The organism is Hespellia stercorisuis DSM 15480 (genome assembly GCF_900142165.1).
GTDB classification, from domain to species: Bacteria; Bacillota; Clostridia; order Lachnospirales; family Lachnospiraceae; genus Hespellia; species Hespellia stercorisuis.
In genome coordinates, this window is sequence record NZ_FQZY01000006.1 from 1 (window position 1) to 17,849 (window position 17,849).

Consider the following 17,849-nt stretch of genomic DNA (forward strand, 5'->3'; position numbering starts at 1 on the left):
CTTCCTTGTGTTTTATGTCTCCATTGTACTAAAAACTCAGGAAAAAAGCGAATTCACATAGATTCACCTATGGTGAAAATGACTGTGGATAAGTAATGTTTTTCAATGTTCAGTTGTTGTTAAATATATTCAAAAGCCATAGAATTTGGCTTTGAATCAGAGTTATTTGAAAGATTGAAAGAGTAATCCACAATGAATTAAATTATTCAATCACAAACAATTGGTTATCCACCAATTACCGAAATAATATCGCAAAACAGGTTTTAAAAATTCTCTGTTTTGTACAAAAATTAATTAGTTCCCCAAGGGGGTTCTGAACAGTTACAGAAATTCTATGATCAGATGATTCAATTTATCCGTTCACTGTTTGAATCTGCACTGAAGACGAACGAATATCTGGAGTTTGCGGTGATTACAGGGTGTCTCCGGATCAGTAAGGAGTCGATTTTTACCGGACTGAACAATCTGAAAATCATCTCAATATTGAATGAAGAATACGATGAACATTTTGGATTTGTAGAATCAGAAGTTCGGGACTTGCTTTCGTTTTACCAGCGGGAAGCGCAGATGAGTACGATGAAGAAATGGTATGATGGCTATCAGTTTGGCAATACGGAAGTATATAATCCGTGGAGCGTGATCAATTACGTGAGTGCACTGATTCCGAATGCACATGCATTCCCGACAGCGGCATGGAGCAATACCAGCTCGAACAGCATTGTGAAGGATCTGATCTATCGTGCAGATGACACGGTGCGGGATGAGATTGAGTCACTGATGAACGGCGAGACGATTGAGAAGAAGGTGCATGAGGATATCACCTATGAGGATATCTATGCTTCGCCGGATAATCTGTGGAATTTCCTGTTTTTTACCGGATACCTCAAACAGGTTTCCATTCGGATGCAAGGCGTAAACCGTTATGTGACGATGGCAATTCCAAACCATGAGTTGCTGCATATTTATGAGAACACGGTTGAAAACTGGTTTCGGGATGAAATTCAACTGCAGGATTTATCAATTCTGTATGATGCCATGTTGAATGGCAGAACAGATATTTTTCAGCAGGAGCTGGAGAAACAGCTGCAGAGCACCATCAGTTATATGGACAGTAAGGAGGCTTTTTACCAAGGTTTCCTGTTGGGACTGCTGGCGAACTTGAAGAAGTATATTGTGAAGTCGAACCGGGAGGCCGGACTGGGGCGGTATGATATCTGTGTCCGCAGCAATAATGTGCGCATCGCGCCGGTAGTGCTGGAACTAAAGTGGGCGAAGAAGTTCAAGCTGATGGAGGATGCCTGTGATGAGGCGCTGAAGCAGATCGAGGACAAGAACTACACGGAAGGTCTTGAAGAGAATGGATATACCGAAGTGATCTGCTATGGTCTGGGGTTCTTTAACAAGCAGGTGCGGGTGAAGATGGTTCGGAAAGAACTGGAATGCAGCTAAGGTGGGATGCTTGTTTCAGCAGGGGATTAAAAGCCCCTGCTGAAAGGCAGCGTAGCTGCGGTGTTCATAAGCAAGTAGCAGAGCGGATTGCGAATGTCCGCTTTACTAGGAGACCAGTATTTATTTCAGTGAGAAATAGATACTGGTTTTCTGCGTCTCAGGGTATAGACATCGTTAAGTTTTTGTAAATAAGTGAGGTCGATTTTACTGCGAATTTACCGTTTGATTTACTGCTTATATTTACTGCTTAAAATCAAGTATTTGTATTGCAAAAACATTTGGAATATGTTATAGTCCAACTATTATTTCACAAGACAATCGTCTTGAAAGTTTCAATGAATCTAGCTGTATCAGCAAGATATTCAAAAACAAAAAAGTCAAAAAAGAAATGTGGTGAGTGCTTATGGATGTCGCGTCTGTGGTTTTATGCTTTCAATAAAAATATACCATGAGGAGAAAAGGCCTATGAAAAATAAAAAGGAAGATTTGATTCATAACAGCAGTATAGTGGAACAGGATATTCTGCCAGAGGACTATCAATTTAATCTCAGTGATTTTGCACTGTTTTTGTTTGTAATGAAAAGACGAAAAGCTTACGAATGTACACTCAGTATCATATTGGACGAACCGAATATCAAATTAGCAGACGTTAAGGTTGAACAGGTTGTTCTTAACAAATCAGGAAAAAGGGCAATTCGTCTGGACGCTTGGGCAATGTCAACGGATAACCGGCAATTCAACATGGAGATGGAGAATCATAGTAAAAAAGACTTTCTACCAAAACATTCCCGATATTATCAGGGAATGTTGGACAGCCCAATCCTGAAATCGGGTAAGAAGACAAAATACAAGCATCTTCCGTCCACGGTAATTATCTTCATTACGCAGGATGATTTGTTTGGAAAAGATTTGGCAAGATATACATTTACAGAGCAATGCGAAGAAGTGGAGAATCTTCATCTGGATGACGGAACAAAGAAAATATTTTTAAACATGATCAGTAAAAATGGTTCCAAAGAACTCGTAAGTCTGTTACAATATATGAAAGAAACAGATATTGAAAATCCGGAAATTGTAGTGAAGGATGAACGGATTATCGAACTGGATCACATCGTGACAGAGGTAAAAGAGTCAGAAGAATGGGAGGCGGTGAAGATGAACATTCTTGAAGTTGGAATTAAAAAGGGCGAGGCTTTGGGAGAAGCGCGTGGAGAGGCGCGTGGTCTTGAGAGAGGCATTGAAGCTTTTGTATTGGATAACCGTGAGGAAAATGTGCCAGAGGAACGGATTATAGCAAAACTTGCGAAGCGTTTTGAATTGACCGAAGAGAAAGCGAACGAGTATTATAAGCAATATGCAAAATAGACGCATTGATTAAAACTGTTATAGATGTTCTGGTAAAACCATCTATAACAGTTTTTTCGTATAAGGGGAGGTTGCATAATGACGGATACACCATTACCAATAGGGATTGATGATTTTGAAAAGATTATTACGAATAAAATGGCTGGGGAGGAGAAATCTTTACTCTTAAATCTTTCCTCTTGACACCAAATAAAAAAGAGAGTAAAATCACTTTAGTCTATTAAATAGCTAAAAGACAGAAGTGAAATTCTAAAATTCAAATTCACTGAAGGGAACAAGTAAAAACGATATCCATGTCAACAGAGAGCTGCGTATGGTGGAAAGCAGTGGCCAGAACGTTTTGAACATCATCCCCGAGAAGAGAAGCCGAACGTGCACGATGCTACGATTATCAAAGCAAGTAGGTTTCTACGGTCTGACCCCCGTTACAGGAGTCGCGTATGTCGGTACGTTGCAGAATCGTACTTGTTTCAAGGAAGAGACAGGGTGGTTGCGGATACTATATTCCGTCCCTAGTTAGGGGCGGATTTTTTAATGCCGTAAAATCTTCCAGTCATCCATAAAGAAGCAACAGCACAGGGTCCGGGCGGCTGTACTGTGCAAGATTCTGAACATCTGTAAGCATTCCCCCACTTCAAGTGCGTAGAGCACTAAGTGGTGGGTAAGGGGGATGCTTGTTTCAGCAGGGGATTAAAAGCCCCTGCTGAAAGGCAGCGTAGCTGCAGGATGTTCATGAGCAAGTAGCAGAGCGGATTGCGAATGTCCGCTTTACACCGGCGTTGTCTGAAGGAGGAGAGAAAATGAAAATGTACAAAAAAATCATGGATGGAGTGGCGGTGGTAGAGAAAGCCATACTGGTGTCGTCTACACTGCTCATTCTTGTACTGACTGTGGGAAATGTATTTTCCCGTAAGGTCATTCACCGTTCCTGGTCATTTACGGAGGAACTGGTAGTGGCGGTCTTTGTTCTGATCACATTGCTGGCGGCAGCACTTGCGAGCAGAGAAGGAGAACTGGTCAGCCTGTCGTTGTTTACTGACCGGCTGCCGGAAAAAATAAAGAAACCTTCAATGATCCTGATCACTGTGCTCAGTGTTATTTTTACTGCGGTATTGTTCAAATATGGATTTGACAAGGTTCTGATTCAGCTGGCCAACGGCAAGCGCACGTTCGTACTGAACTGGCCGGAGTGGATATTCTGGTCGTTCATCCCGATCGGTGCGGGCTGCATGATTCTGCATCTGATCGAATATTGTATTGATTTCTGCCGAAAAGACAGAGAGATTACGTCAAAAGAAAAGGAGGATAAATAAATGATAAGTGCAGTGCTTTTTCTTTCGTTTTTTGTTTTCCTGATCCTGGGTGTTCCGATCGCAATCTGCCTCGGATTGTCATCGATCTGCGCCATCATCTATTCGGGCACATCGATGATGATCGTTGCGACGAATATGTATTCCGGAATCAGCAAGTTTCTGCTGCTGGCAATCCCGTTTTTTGTATTGTCCGGAAATATTATGGCGAGAGCTGGGATTTCCAAGAGACTGATTAAATTTGTGGATACCTGTGTCGGACACAGAAGAGGCGGTATCGCTATCGTGTGTGTTATCGTGGCATGTTTCTTCGGTGCGATTTCAGGTTCCGGTCCGGCGACGGTCGCGGCTCTGGGAGCGGTTCTTGTTCCGGCTATGGTGGAGCGCGGCGGATTTACACCGCGGTTTTCGACGGCACTGATGGCGACTGCAAGTTCCATTGCCATCGTCATTCCGCCGAGTATAGCATTCGTTGTGTATGCATCGATCACAGGGGTATCCATTGCAGATATGTTTATGGCGGGAATTATTCCCGGAATCCTGATGGGGGGTGCGCTGGTCATCGTGGTTATGTGGGAGGCCAGACGCAAGAATATTCAGCCGGTACAGGAGAAAGCGACGGCGAAAGAACGCTGGGATGCCTTCAAGGATGCATTCTGGGGATTCCTGATGCCAGTGATTATTCTGGGCGGTATCTACGGCGGATTCTTCACACCGACGGAGGCGGCGGCAGTATCGGTTGTCTATGGCCTGTTCGTTGGAATCGTAATCTATCGTGAGATTAAACTGAAAGATTTATTTGATATTATCGTGGAGTCCGGTAAGACGACCGGTGGAATCATGCTGATCGTGGCAAGTGCATCCCTGTTCTCTTTCGTGTGTACCAAATTCGGTATTGCGGATGCGGCTTCAGGGCTGCTAGGCAGCATCGCGCACAACCAGATTGTGTTCCTGCTGATCGTCAACGTGATCTTCCTGATTGCAGGATGCTTTATCGATGCGAACTCGGCAATGTACATTTTTATTCCGATCATGCTGCCGGTATGTAAGGCACTTGGATATGATGTCGTGGCATTTGGCGTCATGGCAACGGTTAACCTTGCAATCGGTCAGGTGACACCTCCGGTTGGGGTGAACCTGTTTGTGGCAATTGGAATCAAGATCAAGAAAGGTATGGAAGTGACATTGCAGCAGATTTCCAGGGCTGTTATGCCGATGATCGCAGCCTGCGTTGCAATCCTGCTGATTGTTACCTACATTCCATCCGTATCTACAGGACTTCCGAAGGTGCTGGCGAAAAATGGTTCGTACACCGGGGATGTCACCACTGCATCTGCGGAGGAGAGCAGCGCGGCGGCAGCCGGATCGGACAAAGACCAGTCTTTCAATGAGATTGGAGATTACAGCGATCTGAACTGGGAGGACACAACATGGAATTTTGCCTGCTCCACAACAGAGAACAGCACTTGGGCAGACGGTGGACGTAAGTTTGGCGAACTGATGGAGAAGGCTACCGGAGGAAAAGTGAAGGTCAACATCTATGCGGCCGATCAGCTGACCAACGGAAACCAGTCCGAGGGAATCCAGGCGCTGATGAATGGGGATCCGGTGCAGATTTCCATGCATTCCAATCTGATCTACTCCGCATTTGACCCGCGATTTAATGTGGTATCCCTTCCATTTATCTATGATTCTGTGGAAGATGCGGATGCAAAATTCGACGGGAAAGCAGGAGACCAGATGAAATCCATTCTCGGAGAATATGGACTGCATTGTATGGGAATCGCAGAAAATGGATTCCGCGAATTGACAAACAGCAAGAATGAAGTGAAATCTGTGGATGATATGAAAAACCTGAAGATCCGTGTGGCAGGCTCCAATCTGCTCATGGAATGTTATAAGAGATGGGGCGCAGATGCCACGAACATGAACTGGTCTGAGACCTACACAGCACTGCAGCAGAATACTGTAGAGGGACAGGAAAACCCGCTGCCGGCAATCGATGCAGCCAGTGTGCAGGAGGTACAGCCGTACTGCTCCATGTGGGATGCAATCTATGACTGTCTGTTCTTCTGTATGAACAACGATATTTACAACGGACTGACGAAAGAGCAGCAGGCGGTTGTGGACGAGGCAGGACAAAAGGCAGTAGAGTATGAGCGTTACATCAACCGTTCCGGTGATGAAGAGATCATGAATCGCTGGGCAGATAAAAATGGTGTGACGATTACGAAAAAAGAAGATATGGACATCGACTCGTTCAAGAAAGCAGTGGACGGAGTGGATGAGTGGTATATGGAAGAACTGAAAAATCAGGGATACGACGATGCAGAGCAGCTGGTGAGTACCTTTACATCAGACAGTGGCGCTGAATCCGATGAGTACGCAGTGGAGGATCACAGTGATCTGAACTGGCCGGAGACGACATGGAATTTCACCTGTTCCACAACGGAGACCAGCACCTGGGCAGAAGGCGGCCGAAAGTTCGGCGAGCTCATGGAGCAGGCAACCGGCGGCAAGGTGAAGGTGAACGTCTACGCGGCCGATCAGCTGACCAACGGAAACCAGTCCGAGGGAATCCAGGCACTGATGAACGGAGACCCGGTACAGATTTCCATGCATTCCAATCTGATCTATTCCGCATTTGACCCGCGATTCAATGTGGTGTCACTTCCATTTCTGTTCAACTCTGTGGAGGATGCGGATGCAAAGCTTGACGGTGAGGCAGGAGAAAAGCTGAAAGAGATTCTTTCAACGTATGATCTGCACTGTATGGGAATTGCGGAAAATGGATTCCGTGAATTGACCAACAGCAAGCATGAAGTGAAATCCGTGGACGATATGAAGAATCTGAAGATACGTGTGGCTGGTTCAAATCTGCTGATGGAGTGCTATAAGAGATGGGGCGCAGATGCCACGAACATGAACTGGTCTGAGACCTACACAGCACTGCAGCAGAACACGGTGGAGGGACAGGAGAATCCACTGCCGGCAATCGATGCGGCCAGCGTGCAGGAGGTACAGCCGTACTGTTCTATGTGGGACAGCATTTATGACTGCCTGTTTTTCTGCATCAATCAGGATGTCTATGACAGTCTGACGAAAGAGCAGCAGGCCGTGGTCGACGAGTGCGGACAGATGGCAGTGAAGTATGAGCGTGATATCAACCGTTCCGGTGATGCAGAAATCATGAGCCGCTGGAGTGAGAAGAATGGTCTGACCATTACAGCGAAAGAGGACATGGACATAGACTCCTTTAAGAAAGCAGTTGACGGTGTGAAGGACTGGTACATCAAAGAGCTCAAGAGCGAAGGATACGACGATGGAGCTGATCTTGTGGAAACATTTACAGCAGATGAGACATCTTCCTTACAGTAATCCGACAATGCGAAGTGCACACCACACCAGGAGCAGTGCCATCACCAGATTCATCAGCTTATAATGGCTGTCATAGGCGTGGCGGAGAATGTTGCCGGCGACGGCCCAGATCAGATTCCCGACGGCACCAAGCACCATCAGATAGACTGCAAAAAGGAAGAGGGCCGGAATCCGGGTCTCATAGGGCAGAATAAAAGAGGAAAACATGGTCAGCCCGTACACAATGATCTTTACATTTAAAAGTTGAAGGATGAGACCCATCAGGTAGGATGGGTCTTTTCCTGTATCTGCATCGGAAGGCGGGCGCCTGCGCAGGGTCGTCCACGCGAGAAACAGGATGTAGACGGCGCCGATGTATTTCATGACAGGCTGGATACCGGGGACGACGCGCGCCAGTGTGCTGCAGAAGATTCCGCTCAGACACATGAGCGTCAGCGAGCCGGTCCAGATGCCCAGGAGCAGATGCAGATTTTTTTTGACACCATACCTGCTTGCGGTCGACAGCAGGAGGATATTATTAGGTCCCGGTGACCACACGGTAATGCACGCGGAGATAGTCATCTCGAGGAAAACGGTAAATGGCATGGTAAGTGAACTCCTTTCAAGTCAGGCAGTGCGGTACTCCTGAATAAGAAACGACATCTGCAGCAGGAACTTTGTGTGGGTATCCTCCAGATCAATCTGGCAGAGCTCCAAAATCCGGTTCATGCGGTAGCTGAGCGAGTTGCGGTGGATAAAGAGGCTGGCCGCGGTGTCTTTGAGACTACAGTTGCATTTTAGATAAGTTTGTAACGTCTGATACAGAGCCGTGTGGTTTTCGGCGTCATATTCTTTCAATGTATATAGGGCAGGATGCACAAAACGCATCAGAGAATCAGGGCTTTGAATCTGTGAGAACAGATCAAAGTCCTGAAAATCTATGTACAGGTAAACATCTTCCCCGGCCCTGTATTTCTTTCCGAGAACAAGCGCCTGGTGAGCCTGCTCATAGTAGGGGACAAAATATTTGATATCGGATAAGGTATTGCTGATCCCGATATGGATCTGTTCCTTTTGCGCAAAGTCCTGGAGTGCGGACAACAATTTGTCACTGATCAGGGTGGTGCGCTTGAGCGGAACAATGGCCACGATTCCGTGCCTGTGAAAAGTCACATACGTTCCGGGGATGTTGCGGATCAACCGGTCCGCCACTTCTTTTTTCTTGTGCCATCCTCTGGGATAAAGGTCAGAGGACAGGAAGAGTACCACATTGTATGGCGGAAAACGAATCTGCGTCAGACGGGGGAGGATTTCCTCGGACGGCGCACCGATCAAAAGATCATAAAGCAGCTGCTGATGGACTGTGATCACCTCAGACAGATCAGGGACATAGTGGGCAATCGTGTAGGCGACGGCGTCGCATACTGTGCGCAGCATATCTCCGAGGGCGGAGGGAGAAGCAATGTGCGCCCCCTCGATCAAAAGAATGAAACCAATCTGAGTGTCGTTTAAGAAGACCTTACAGCTGAGCTTGCGATAAGGGGATCTGGTACAGGTCACCTCCACCGCAGCAGTGGTAGTCTCCACCACATTCTGGACAGAACTGAGTGCTTTCACCTCCTGGATGAAATCATAGTTGCAGTATCCCTGCCGGATGTTTTCAATCCACAGTTCATCCACAATCGGAATGGAGGTGGAGGAAGAGATGATTTTAAATGTAGTGTCACAGAAAATCAGGGACTGTCCGAGCTTGATGGAGGCAAAGTCCAGAACAGAGTCTATGCTGTGCGTCTCGTCGGCCAGCGCCCGAAGCTCTTCAAAAAGTCCGTTGTTGAGAGTGGTCTCAATGAGCGTCCGGCAGGCGTTAAAAACGGAAAAGAGCGCAGAGTCGCTGATAAAAGCCATGTTGCCGATATCATTGGAAAAATCGGCAGAGCTCCCGCCCGGCAGGTGCTGGGCAGATCCCGGTCCGGTGTTCTCGGAATGGGCGAGAATACACTGGGCCGGAATGCTGGAACGGTCCAACAGCTGCTGCTCGTAGCCAAAATAAAGAACGTCCATGGAAAAGGCTGTCTGTCGATCATCAATCAGGGCGAGATCACGGATCGGTATATGGAATTTCTGAGAAAAAATCTCGAAATCATACTCTCTGCTCAGTGAAGTGATTAATTTTGAAAATGTCATACACACCCTCCTGTCGAAGCGTATCCAGGTAGATACCCGGAATCCGCGTTGCTGTTTTCCTGTAACATTTTTTGTAAGGTTATATCTGCGAAATGTATGAAAATATGTCTGTAATCCGCACATACATTTCCGTGATAATTTCACTATAGTGCATGGTGCACAAAAAGTCAATTTTTTCTCTTGCACTGCACACATGGAAGAAAAAGTGCAATTTCCTTATAATGAAATCAAACGTTGAAAAAGGTATAAAACAAGAAAAAATGAACAAAGAAACCGTAAGGAGGGATAGAATGTATCAGAAATTATTTGAATCAGGAACCATCGGAAAGCTGACCGTGAAAAACCGATTGGTGATGTCACCTATGGGATGTGGACTCGCCAATCTGGATGGTACACCGTCGGAGGATATGCTGGCATTTTACGAGGCGAGAGCAATCGGAGGTGCCGGATTGATTATCCCGGAGATCACCCGTGTGAATGACGTGCATGGAGCCGGTCTGATGAGACAGCTGTCCGTGACGAAAGACAGTCATATTGCACCGCTGGCGACACTTGCAGAGAGAGTCCATAAGCATGGAACTAAAATCTTTATCCAGCTGCATCATCCGGGACGCGAGACCATGTCTGTGCTGATAGGCGGACAGCCGGTAGTGTCGGCTTCGGCAATTCCGTGCAAGTTTACGAAGCAGGAGACTCGTGCACTGAGCACAGAGGAGGTAAAGGAGCTGATCGGACAGTTTGTGGCGGGGGCAGGCAGAGTGCAAAAGGCCGGGTGCGATGGCGTGGAGCTGCACTGTGCGCATGGATATCTCCTGCAGCAGTTCCTTTCTCCGTATACAAACAAACGTGAGGATGAGTACGGTGGAAGTTTTGAGAACCGCCTTCGTATAGTGACAGAGATCATTGCAGGAATCAGAAACCTGTGCGGACCGGATTTCCCGATTGGAGTTCGGTTATCCGTGGAAGAATTTCTGGACAAAACCGGGGTGAGTGAGGATTATATCCACATTCAGGATGGCGTGAAAATCGCTATGGCGCTGGAGCAGGCGGGAATTGATTTTGTGGACGTGAGCTGTGGCTTATATGAGACAGGCATGACCTGTGTAGAGCCGGTATCTTATCCGCAGGGATGGAGACGGAATCTGATCAAGGCAGTGAAGGATCATGTACAGATTCCAGTGATCGGTGTGTCGGTAATCCGAGAGCCGGTGGTGGCAGAAAAGTTTCTGGAGGACGGGGTGGAAGATTTCGTGTCCATGGGCCGCACCTGGCTGGCAGATGAAGCCTGGGGAAGAAAAGTACAGGAGGGCAGGGAGAAGGAACTGAGAAAATGTGTATCCTGTCTGCGCTGCTTTGAGAGTCTGAGTGAATACAATGGGGCCGGTCTTCCGTTTGAATGTTCGGTGAATCCAAGACTTGCGAGGGAATATAAGTTCGGAGACCTTGTTCACGATACAAAAGAGCATAAAGTGGTAGTTGTCGGCGGTGGACCTGCGGGAATGTGTGCGGCACAGACGCTTGCAAAACGGGGCGAAAAGGTAGTGCTCATGGACCGCAAGAGTGAGCTTGGCGGAACCGTCAATCTGGCAAAAATGCCGCCTTTAAAAGATCGCATGCAATGGATTGCAGACTACTATGTGGGAGAGTTTGAGCGACTTGGCGTGGACACCCGGCTGGAAACCGAGGCGACGATAGAGTGCGTGATGGCGGAGAAGCCAGATGCGGTCGTTGTTGCGACCGGTTCCGCATCCATCATTCCGGAGAGCATTCCGGGGGTGAAGGCAGATCATGTATATACGGTGGAAGCCGTGCTGACCGGAGAAGCCCCATTGGAGGGCAGGAAGGTCGCTGTGATCGGAGCGGGACTCACCGGTCTTGAGACTGCAGAATATCTTGGTGCAAAGGGCAATCAAGTCACGATCATTGACATGCTCACCGCACCGGCACCGAATGCGAACCAGACGAATGTTGGGGACGTCTGCGGACGTCTGGCAGCACAGAAGGCACAGTACAAATTAGGATATTCCTTAAAAGAAATCAAAGAGAACGGTGTAGTCATAGAGCACATGGAGACAAAGGAAATTGTGACAATCGAGGCGGACGCCGTGGTGCTTTCTCTCGGATTCCGGCCGGATCAGTCATTGGCAGAAGGACTGAAGGAACAGGGCGTTACAGTGAAGGTGATTGGAAGTGCAGTGCAGGATGGCGTCATTGCACCTGCGACCCGCGCCGGGTTCCAGGTGGGCCGGGAATTGTTCCTGGATCAGCCAGGGGCAGCGAGTTTCCGGCTTGAAAAGACAGATCTGGAGAACTTTGGCCGGGTTTCCCTGATGGACAATCAGGAGGGGGTATATCTGGCGTATCTGACAGATCCCGCTGCAATTGCAAGAATCCTGCCGCCGCCGCTTAAACCATTCTCTATGCCGGTTGTGACGCTGTCAGTATGTCACGTCAACAATCCTACATTTGCAGATGATTATTATGAGGCAATTCTCGGGGTCTATGCAACCTATGGACAGAGCCTTGGGCTCTATACGATGGGACTGGTGCTCGGCGGACCGGGAGCAGAGATGGCAGTACAATGTGGCCGTGACAACGGAAGTATCCCGAAAAAACTGGGGGCGGAGTTTGTGATCCGCAGGAATGGAGCAGATGTGACGGTCGGAGTGACGAGAAGAGGTACGCAGTTGATCGACCTTTCCATGAAGCTGGGCGAGTACAACAGTCCACTGACACACATGCTGTATCAGGCACCGGCAGCAGGAAAACAGACATTTGGCGGAGGCTTCTATTTCCATATTGACAGAGAACCGGATGAAAACGGAGTTTCACATTTCCAGAACGGAGCACTGCTGATGAACCAGTGTGAATACAATTACAAATCATGGGAGCCGGGAACCGTGTCATTGAAGCTTCAGTCAAGCATCGATGATCCGTGGGCAGAACTTCCGATTAACACCATCATCGGCGGGGCATACTCAGAGAACAGCCTGCTGGTTCACAAACTGAATCTGGCAGAAGAAGTGGATGCTGATGAGGTGGTTCCGTATCTTCTTGCCGGAAGGTATGACAGAACGGCATTTATGGAAACCGGCCGCCGATAAGGCTGCTTTTAAAGCGCAATGAAGCTGCCGGACGTCCACGAACAAGAAACAGAACGAAGTGTGGTTTCCGATGTATTCGTAAAAGAAGAAGTATTGGAATGATTTTGAATTATGCTGAAAACAGCATTGGAATGAATGAGTGCAATTGAAAAACGTATAAAACGAAAGGAAGGAAAAGAATATGGAAAATGTATTTGATCTGACAGGAAAAGTAGCAGTGGTAACAGGTGCAAGTTCGGGGCTTGGCGCAGATGCGGCCCTTGCCTACGCAGAGGCAGGTGCCGATGTGGCAGTGCTGGCACGCCGCGTGGAAAAGCTGGAGACCGTGAAGGCCGACATCGAGAAGACTGGGCGAAAGGCTATCGCAGTTCCTTGTGACGTCACCGACGAAGAGAGTGTGAAGACGGCAATGCAGACGGTACTCGACACATTTGGACACATTGATATTCTCCTCAACAATGCAGGCGTTGCAGTGCGGGGCGGTGTGGACAGCATGTCCGTGGAAGACTGGGATAAATCCTTTAACACAAATGTAAAGGGAATCTTTCTGGCGAGCAAGTATGTTGTGCCGCAGATGAAAGAGAGAGGCTATGGAAAGATCGTCAACATCGCGTCGGTCAATGCGGTGATCGCCGACAAAGGTGATATGTTTATCAGACATTCCTATAATTCTTCCAAAGCAGCGGTTCTCGGATTGACAAAAGGTATGGCGGCATCTTATGCGCAGTACGGAATCACAGTCAATGCAATTGGACCGGCCCTGTTTGAGACGGAGATGACGGGAGGAACCCTGTTCAAGTCAGAGAAGTTCCTGGCCGGATATAATATGATGAATCCGGCGGGCAGACCGGGGAAAAAAGGGGAGCTGAACGGAACAGTGCTTTATTTCTCAAGTGATGCTTCCAGCTATGTACAGGGGCAGTTTATCATTGTTGATGGCGGCGGATCCATTGTATAGATTTGAAAGAACTAGAAAATATGTTCATGCGCTGTGGGTGGAGACTCACGGGCAAGCAATGAAGCGGATTGCGAGTGTCTGATCTGCGGAGAAGAGAAAAGAACGGATGGGGAAGTGTCCGTTCTTTTTTTGCGTTCCGCAGTGAACCGCACTCAGTAGTTCGGTGAAACGAATAACAATATGGATTTATCGAATAACAATAAAAAAGTATTGAAAAACAGATATGTCTGTGCTATAGTATTTTACAACAAAGGAAGTAAAAGGTGTTCGAAGCTTATGTCAGAGTATCTGTCAGAGCATCTGTCAAAGTATCTGCCAGACAAGAAGTAAAGGAGACAAAATATGAATGAAATTATGACCAAAACAATTAACTGGGGGAAGATTACAAAGATAATTCTGGATATTATGTTTTTTTCCGGGATTATCGTGACAATCACACTTCCGTTCAGTCTGAAATGGGCGGGAAACCATTACGCGCAGTCCATTGAAGAGCATTACATCTCTATGCTCATGATATTTGGCGGATCGGCGTTCATGGGGCTGTTCATTATTGCCGAGCTGAGGAGCATGATGCGGACGGTAGTGCAGCAGGACTGTTTTGTGTATCGGAACGTGAAAAGTCTGGAGCGGATGTGTGGATTCAGCCTGATGATTTTTGTGTTGTTTCTGATAAAGGTATTTATTTTGCCGACTCCGGCGACATTGATCATTGTGCTTGTCTTTTTCATTGCGGCACTTTTCAGCGGAGTGCTGACGCAGGTGTTCGCAGAAGCAGTACGGTACAAGGAAGAGTATGATCTGACAATATAGGAGGTGCCATATGGCAATTATAATTAATCTTGATGTCGTGATGGCACAGCGGAAAACAAGTTTGAAGGACCTCGCGAAAGAGGTGGATATCACGATGGCGAATCTTTCCATTTTAAAAAATAATAAGGCAAAGGCGGTGAGGTTCAGCACACTGGATGCCATATGTAAGGCGCTTCACTGTCAGCCGGGAGATATTCTGGAATATGTGGAAAGCGATGAGGTGCCGGAGGAAGTGTAGCATAATAAACATGCAGTTATGATCAGGGAGAGGAGTTTGAAAATGAAACAATATTATGAACCAGGGGATAACTACGCCCTTTTTGGAGGAATGAGTCTGTTGTACGGTGTGATGTTCACGTTCTGTCTGTACAAAAATCTTGCGGGAATCACATTCCCGCTTTATGTGGCGGCAACAATCGCATTTGCGATATTTATGATCGGACACCTGAAGGCTGGGGCGAGACCTGTATCTGCAGGGAATGAGAATGTGGAACAGGAAGATGATATGCCTGGAGATGTGGGAAGTATCCCGGGAATACACGCGTTTGGAGCATTGAAAAAGAACACAGCAGGATATTTTGCGGGGATGATGATTCTTGGTCTGGCAAATGCCTGCACGACGAATCCATTTTTCATTCTGTTCAATTGGATCGGGATGGCTCTGCTGTTGGTGGTTTCTATGGTGCATCAGTTTTATGATGATAAGACATGGAATTTTACAGAATATTTTTCGAGGCTTGCAGTACTGTTCTTCGGCTGCTGTACATCGATTTTTACGCCGGTCACACATGGCGCTCGTTATCTTGGAGCCAAAGAAAGCGGAAAAAATAAGACGGCGATTTATGTCCTGCTTGGAATATCCATTGCATTTTTACTCCTGTGTGTGCTGTTTCCACTGCTGCTTACTTCAGATATGATTTTCCAGAGTGTATTCAGCCGCCTGCTGGCTCATATCAATGTGATTTCGGTAATTGCAGCAATTGTCTGGGGGCTGGCCGGAATGACAGCATGCTATGCATTTTTCTGCGCACTCTGCAGGAGAAATCTGCAGAGCGTTAAAGTGGGAAAGAAGTTTACGCTGAATCCCATTGTCGGAATTACATTTACCTCAATCATTGCCTGCGTATACACGCTGTACAGCGGAATCCAGGTCGTGTATCTGTTCGCGGGGCTGGAGAATGGACTTCCGGCAGGGGTGACCTACTCACAGTATGCACATACAGGGTTCTGGCAGCTGCTGTTCGTGAGCATCATCAATTTTTTGATGGTTCTGATCTGCAGAAATTTATTTACGGAGAGCAGGGTGCTCAATGCAGTGCTGACCGTGATTTCACTGTGCACGTTTGTGATGATCGCATCGGCGGCATTCCGCATGATTCTCTATGTACAGGAGTACAATCTGACATTTCTGAGACTGCTGGTGCTGTGGTTCCTGCTCGTGTTAGTGCTGATTATGAGCGGAACGGTGTTCAGTATATATAAGAAGAGTTTTCCGCTGTTTCGCTGCTGTATGCTGGTGGTTGCCGTTCTTTATATTGCATTTTCCGTATCGAAACCGGATTATCAGATCGCAAGATACAATATAGCACACGACAGCGATATGACGATTATGGATTTGTCTTATCTGGTGCATCAGCTGTCAGACGATGCGGCTCCGGCAATCGCGGAGATTGACCCGGAACAGATAAGCTATGACAATGAATATGGGAGTGTTTATGGCGGAAGTGAAAACGGATGGGGAGACGATGAGATCACAGTCTCGGCGGAGGAGATGCTGAATGATTATTTTGGAAATGTGTCGCTGAACTATGAGAATCTGGGAATCCGGAGAATGAATATTGCGAAGCTTCAGGCGCGGAGAGCAGCAGCGGATTGGAATCGCGCGGGTATTTTTACGCGATGAACCGCTCCTGCCTATGGCCGAGCCGACCAGTAATCTGGGTGCATCAAGGCTGCCCCTGATATATTTTCTTCCATTTCCCGGTGCGGTATTGCATAAAAGAGATGACCCAGTTTGCAAACCAGCCAACTGGCACGGCATACCATACCACAGCGATTCCATAATGGGGAGCAAATGTCATTGCAATAAAAACACGGATAAACAGATTTACTAAATTTGCAATCGTAAACAGCTTCATATCACCGGCTCCCCGCAGCAGACCGTCAACTGCCATTTTGAATCCGATCAGGCAGAAGAAATGCCCCATAAAGATCAGATAGCTGCGCCCGGTCGATATGGCCACACTGTTGCCGTCGGCACCCAGGAACAGTGCGATGATCGGCTGATTGAACAGCTCTAATATTAGAAAGAGAATGGCGGCGCAGATCAATACCAGCTTATTGGCAACATGATATCCCTCGATCACCCGCTTCTCCTTATGGGCACCAATATTCTGTGCGGTATAGGAGGAAACGGCGTTCCCTATGCCGATCATGGGAACTATGCACAGCGCTTCGATTCGCATTGCCGCTGAAAATCCCGCCAGTGCTTCAGAACCAAAACCATTCACGACAGACTGTACCAGCATCATTCCGATGGAAACGGTGGACTGCTGCAGGATGGACGGAAGAGAAATCCTTGCCATAGGCAGTAACTCTTTTCCGGAAAATATCCTGGAGTGTCCGGCGTCCATTTCTTTGAATTGAAGGATAAGAACAACAAAAGACAGGACGGACGATATACTCTGTGCAATCAAGGTTGCCCATGCTACTCCCGCGACACCCATATGAAACTGTGTCACCAGTATCCAATCCAGAATGATATTAAAAACGGAAGAAAAGATAAGAAAACAGAGCGGTATTTTTGACTTTCCCAGTGCGTTGAACATTGCGGACAGAACGTTGTACATAAAAAGAAACGGCAGGCCGATAAAATAGATATTCAGATATTCGATTGCCACATCAAACACATCGCCCGGTGTGTTCAGGGCGGTCATGATTTCTCTGCTGAAAAGCAGACCGACTCCGCCTAAGAGCACACTCAGGACCAGAAATACGATAAGAGATGTAAAGACAGCCGTTTTCATTCTGACAAAATCTTTTGCACCGAAATACTGGCTGACGATAACAGAGGCACCGATCCCGCCTCCGATCGCGACACAGATAAAAATGTTGGTCAGAGAATAGGACGCCCCGACAGCGGCCAAAGCCTGCTCGCTGACATAGCGTCCTACAATAGCGGAGTCTGCCATGGTATAGGTCTGTTGAAAAAGATTCCCGATGATAATGGGAAGTGAAAATATAATTAGCGCATATAATGGCTTTTTTTGAATCAGATAGTCATTTTCCATAATGATGTTCCCCCAAAAGTTT

12 protein-coding genes and 1 other annotated feature are annotated in these 17,849 nt (G+C 47.2%); of the genes, 9 read left to right on the forward strand and 3 right to left on the reverse strand.

Annotated features, from left to right (window positions below):
• The first annotated feature begins 342 nt into the window (after window positions 1-342).
• The 4 genes from BUB85_RS22730 (at window position 343) to BUB85_RS00945 (ending at window position 7,502) form a co-directional block, all read left to right on the forward strand.
• Window positions 343-1,449 carry a PD-(D/E)XK nuclease domain-containing protein gene (locus tag BUB85_RS22730; protein WP_073103894.1) on the forward strand — a complete coding sequence of 369 codons (1,107 nt, stop codon included), beginning with the start codon at window positions 343-345 and terminating at the stop codon, window positions 1,447-1,449.
• A 465-nt stretch (window positions 1,450-1,914) separates the two neighbouring features.
• The gene (locus BUB85_RS00935) at window positions 1,915-2,814 is read left to right on the forward strand and encodes an Rpn family recombination-promoting nuclease/putative transposase (protein WP_073103897.1); all 900 of its coding nucleotides are present in this window, start codon (window positions 1,915-1,917) and stop codon (window positions 2,812-2,814) included.
• A 256-nt stretch (window positions 2,815-3,070) separates the two neighbouring features.
• Window positions 3,071-3,331 (forward strand) — a binding site (T-box leader).
• Window positions 3,332-3,614: 283 nt separating this feature from the next.
• Window positions 3,615-4,127, forward strand: coding sequence for a TRAP transporter small permease (locus tag BUB85_RS00940; RefSeq protein ID WP_073103899.1), 513 nt, complete (start codon window positions 3,615-3,617; stop codon window positions 4,125-4,127).
• Complete coding sequence (locus tag BUB85_RS00945; RefSeq protein ID WP_073103901.1) at window positions 4,128-7,502, forward strand: TRAP transporter large permease subunit; 3,375 nt, start codon at window positions 4,128-4,130, stop codon at window positions 7,500-7,502.
• On the opposite strand, the gene BUB85_RS00950 is transcribed toward BUB85_RS00945, so the two are convergent.
• Both BUB85_RS00950 and BUB85_RS00955 read right to left on the reverse strand, forming a co-directional pair.
• Window positions 7,494-8,087, reverse strand: a complete 594-nt coding sequence (locus tag BUB85_RS00950; protein ID WP_073103903.1) for a LysE family transporter — start codon at window positions 8,085-8,087, stop codon at window positions 7,494-7,496. The genes BUB85_RS00945 and BUB85_RS00950 overlap by 9 nt on opposite strands.
• A gap of 21 nt (window positions 8,088-8,108) precedes the next feature.
• The gene (locus tag BUB85_RS00955) at window positions 8,109-9,665 is read right to left on the reverse strand and encodes a PucR family transcriptional regulator (RefSeq protein ID WP_073103905.1); all 1,557 of its coding nucleotides are present in this window, start codon (window positions 9,663-9,665) and stop codon (window positions 8,109-8,111) included.
• A gap of 290 nt (window positions 9,666-9,955) precedes the next feature.
• Here BUB85_RS00955 and BUB85_RS00960 point away from each other — a divergent pair, with 290 nt between their 5' ends.
• From BUB85_RS00960 to BUB85_RS00980, 5 genes are all read left to right on the forward strand, one after another.
• Entirely contained in the window at window positions 9,956-12,769 is a 2,814-nt protein-coding gene (locus BUB85_RS00960) for an oxidoreductase (protein WP_073103907.1), read from the forward strand.
• Window positions 12,770-12,950: 181 nt separating this feature from the next.
• Window positions 12,951-13,727 (forward strand): SDR family NAD(P)-dependent oxidoreductase, encoded by a 777-nt coding sequence (locus BUB85_RS00965; protein ID WP_073103909.1) that lies wholly within the window; start codon window positions 12,951-12,953, stop codon window positions 13,725-13,727.
• 342 nt (window positions 13,728-14,069) lie between these two features.
• On the forward strand, window positions 14,070-14,537 hold the full coding sequence (locus tag BUB85_RS00970; RefSeq protein WP_073103911.1) for a DUF2975 domain-containing protein: 468 nt from the start codon (window positions 14,070-14,072) through the stop codon (window positions 14,535-14,537).
• A 10-nt stretch (window positions 14,538-14,547) separates the two neighbouring features.
• Window positions 14,548-14,775, forward strand: a complete 228-nt coding sequence (locus tag BUB85_RS00975) for a helix-turn-helix domain-containing protein (protein WP_073103913.1) — start codon at window positions 14,548-14,550, stop codon at window positions 14,773-14,775.
• Window positions 14,776-14,817: 42 nt separating this feature from the next.
• Complete coding sequence (locus BUB85_RS00980; RefSeq protein ID WP_073103916.1) at window positions 14,818-16,440, forward strand: DUF4153 domain-containing protein; 1,623 nt, start codon at window positions 14,818-14,820, stop codon at window positions 16,438-16,440.
• Window positions 16,441-16,483: 43 nt separating this feature from the next.
• Here the strand turns inward: BUB85_RS00980 and BUB85_RS00985 are convergent, their stop codons facing one another.
• Window positions 16,484-17,827 (reverse strand): MATE family efflux transporter, encoded by a 1,344-nt coding sequence (locus tag BUB85_RS00985; protein WP_073103918.1) that lies wholly within the window; start codon window positions 17,825-17,827, stop codon window positions 16,484-16,486.
• Between the last annotated feature and the right edge of the window lie 22 nt (window positions 17,828-17,849).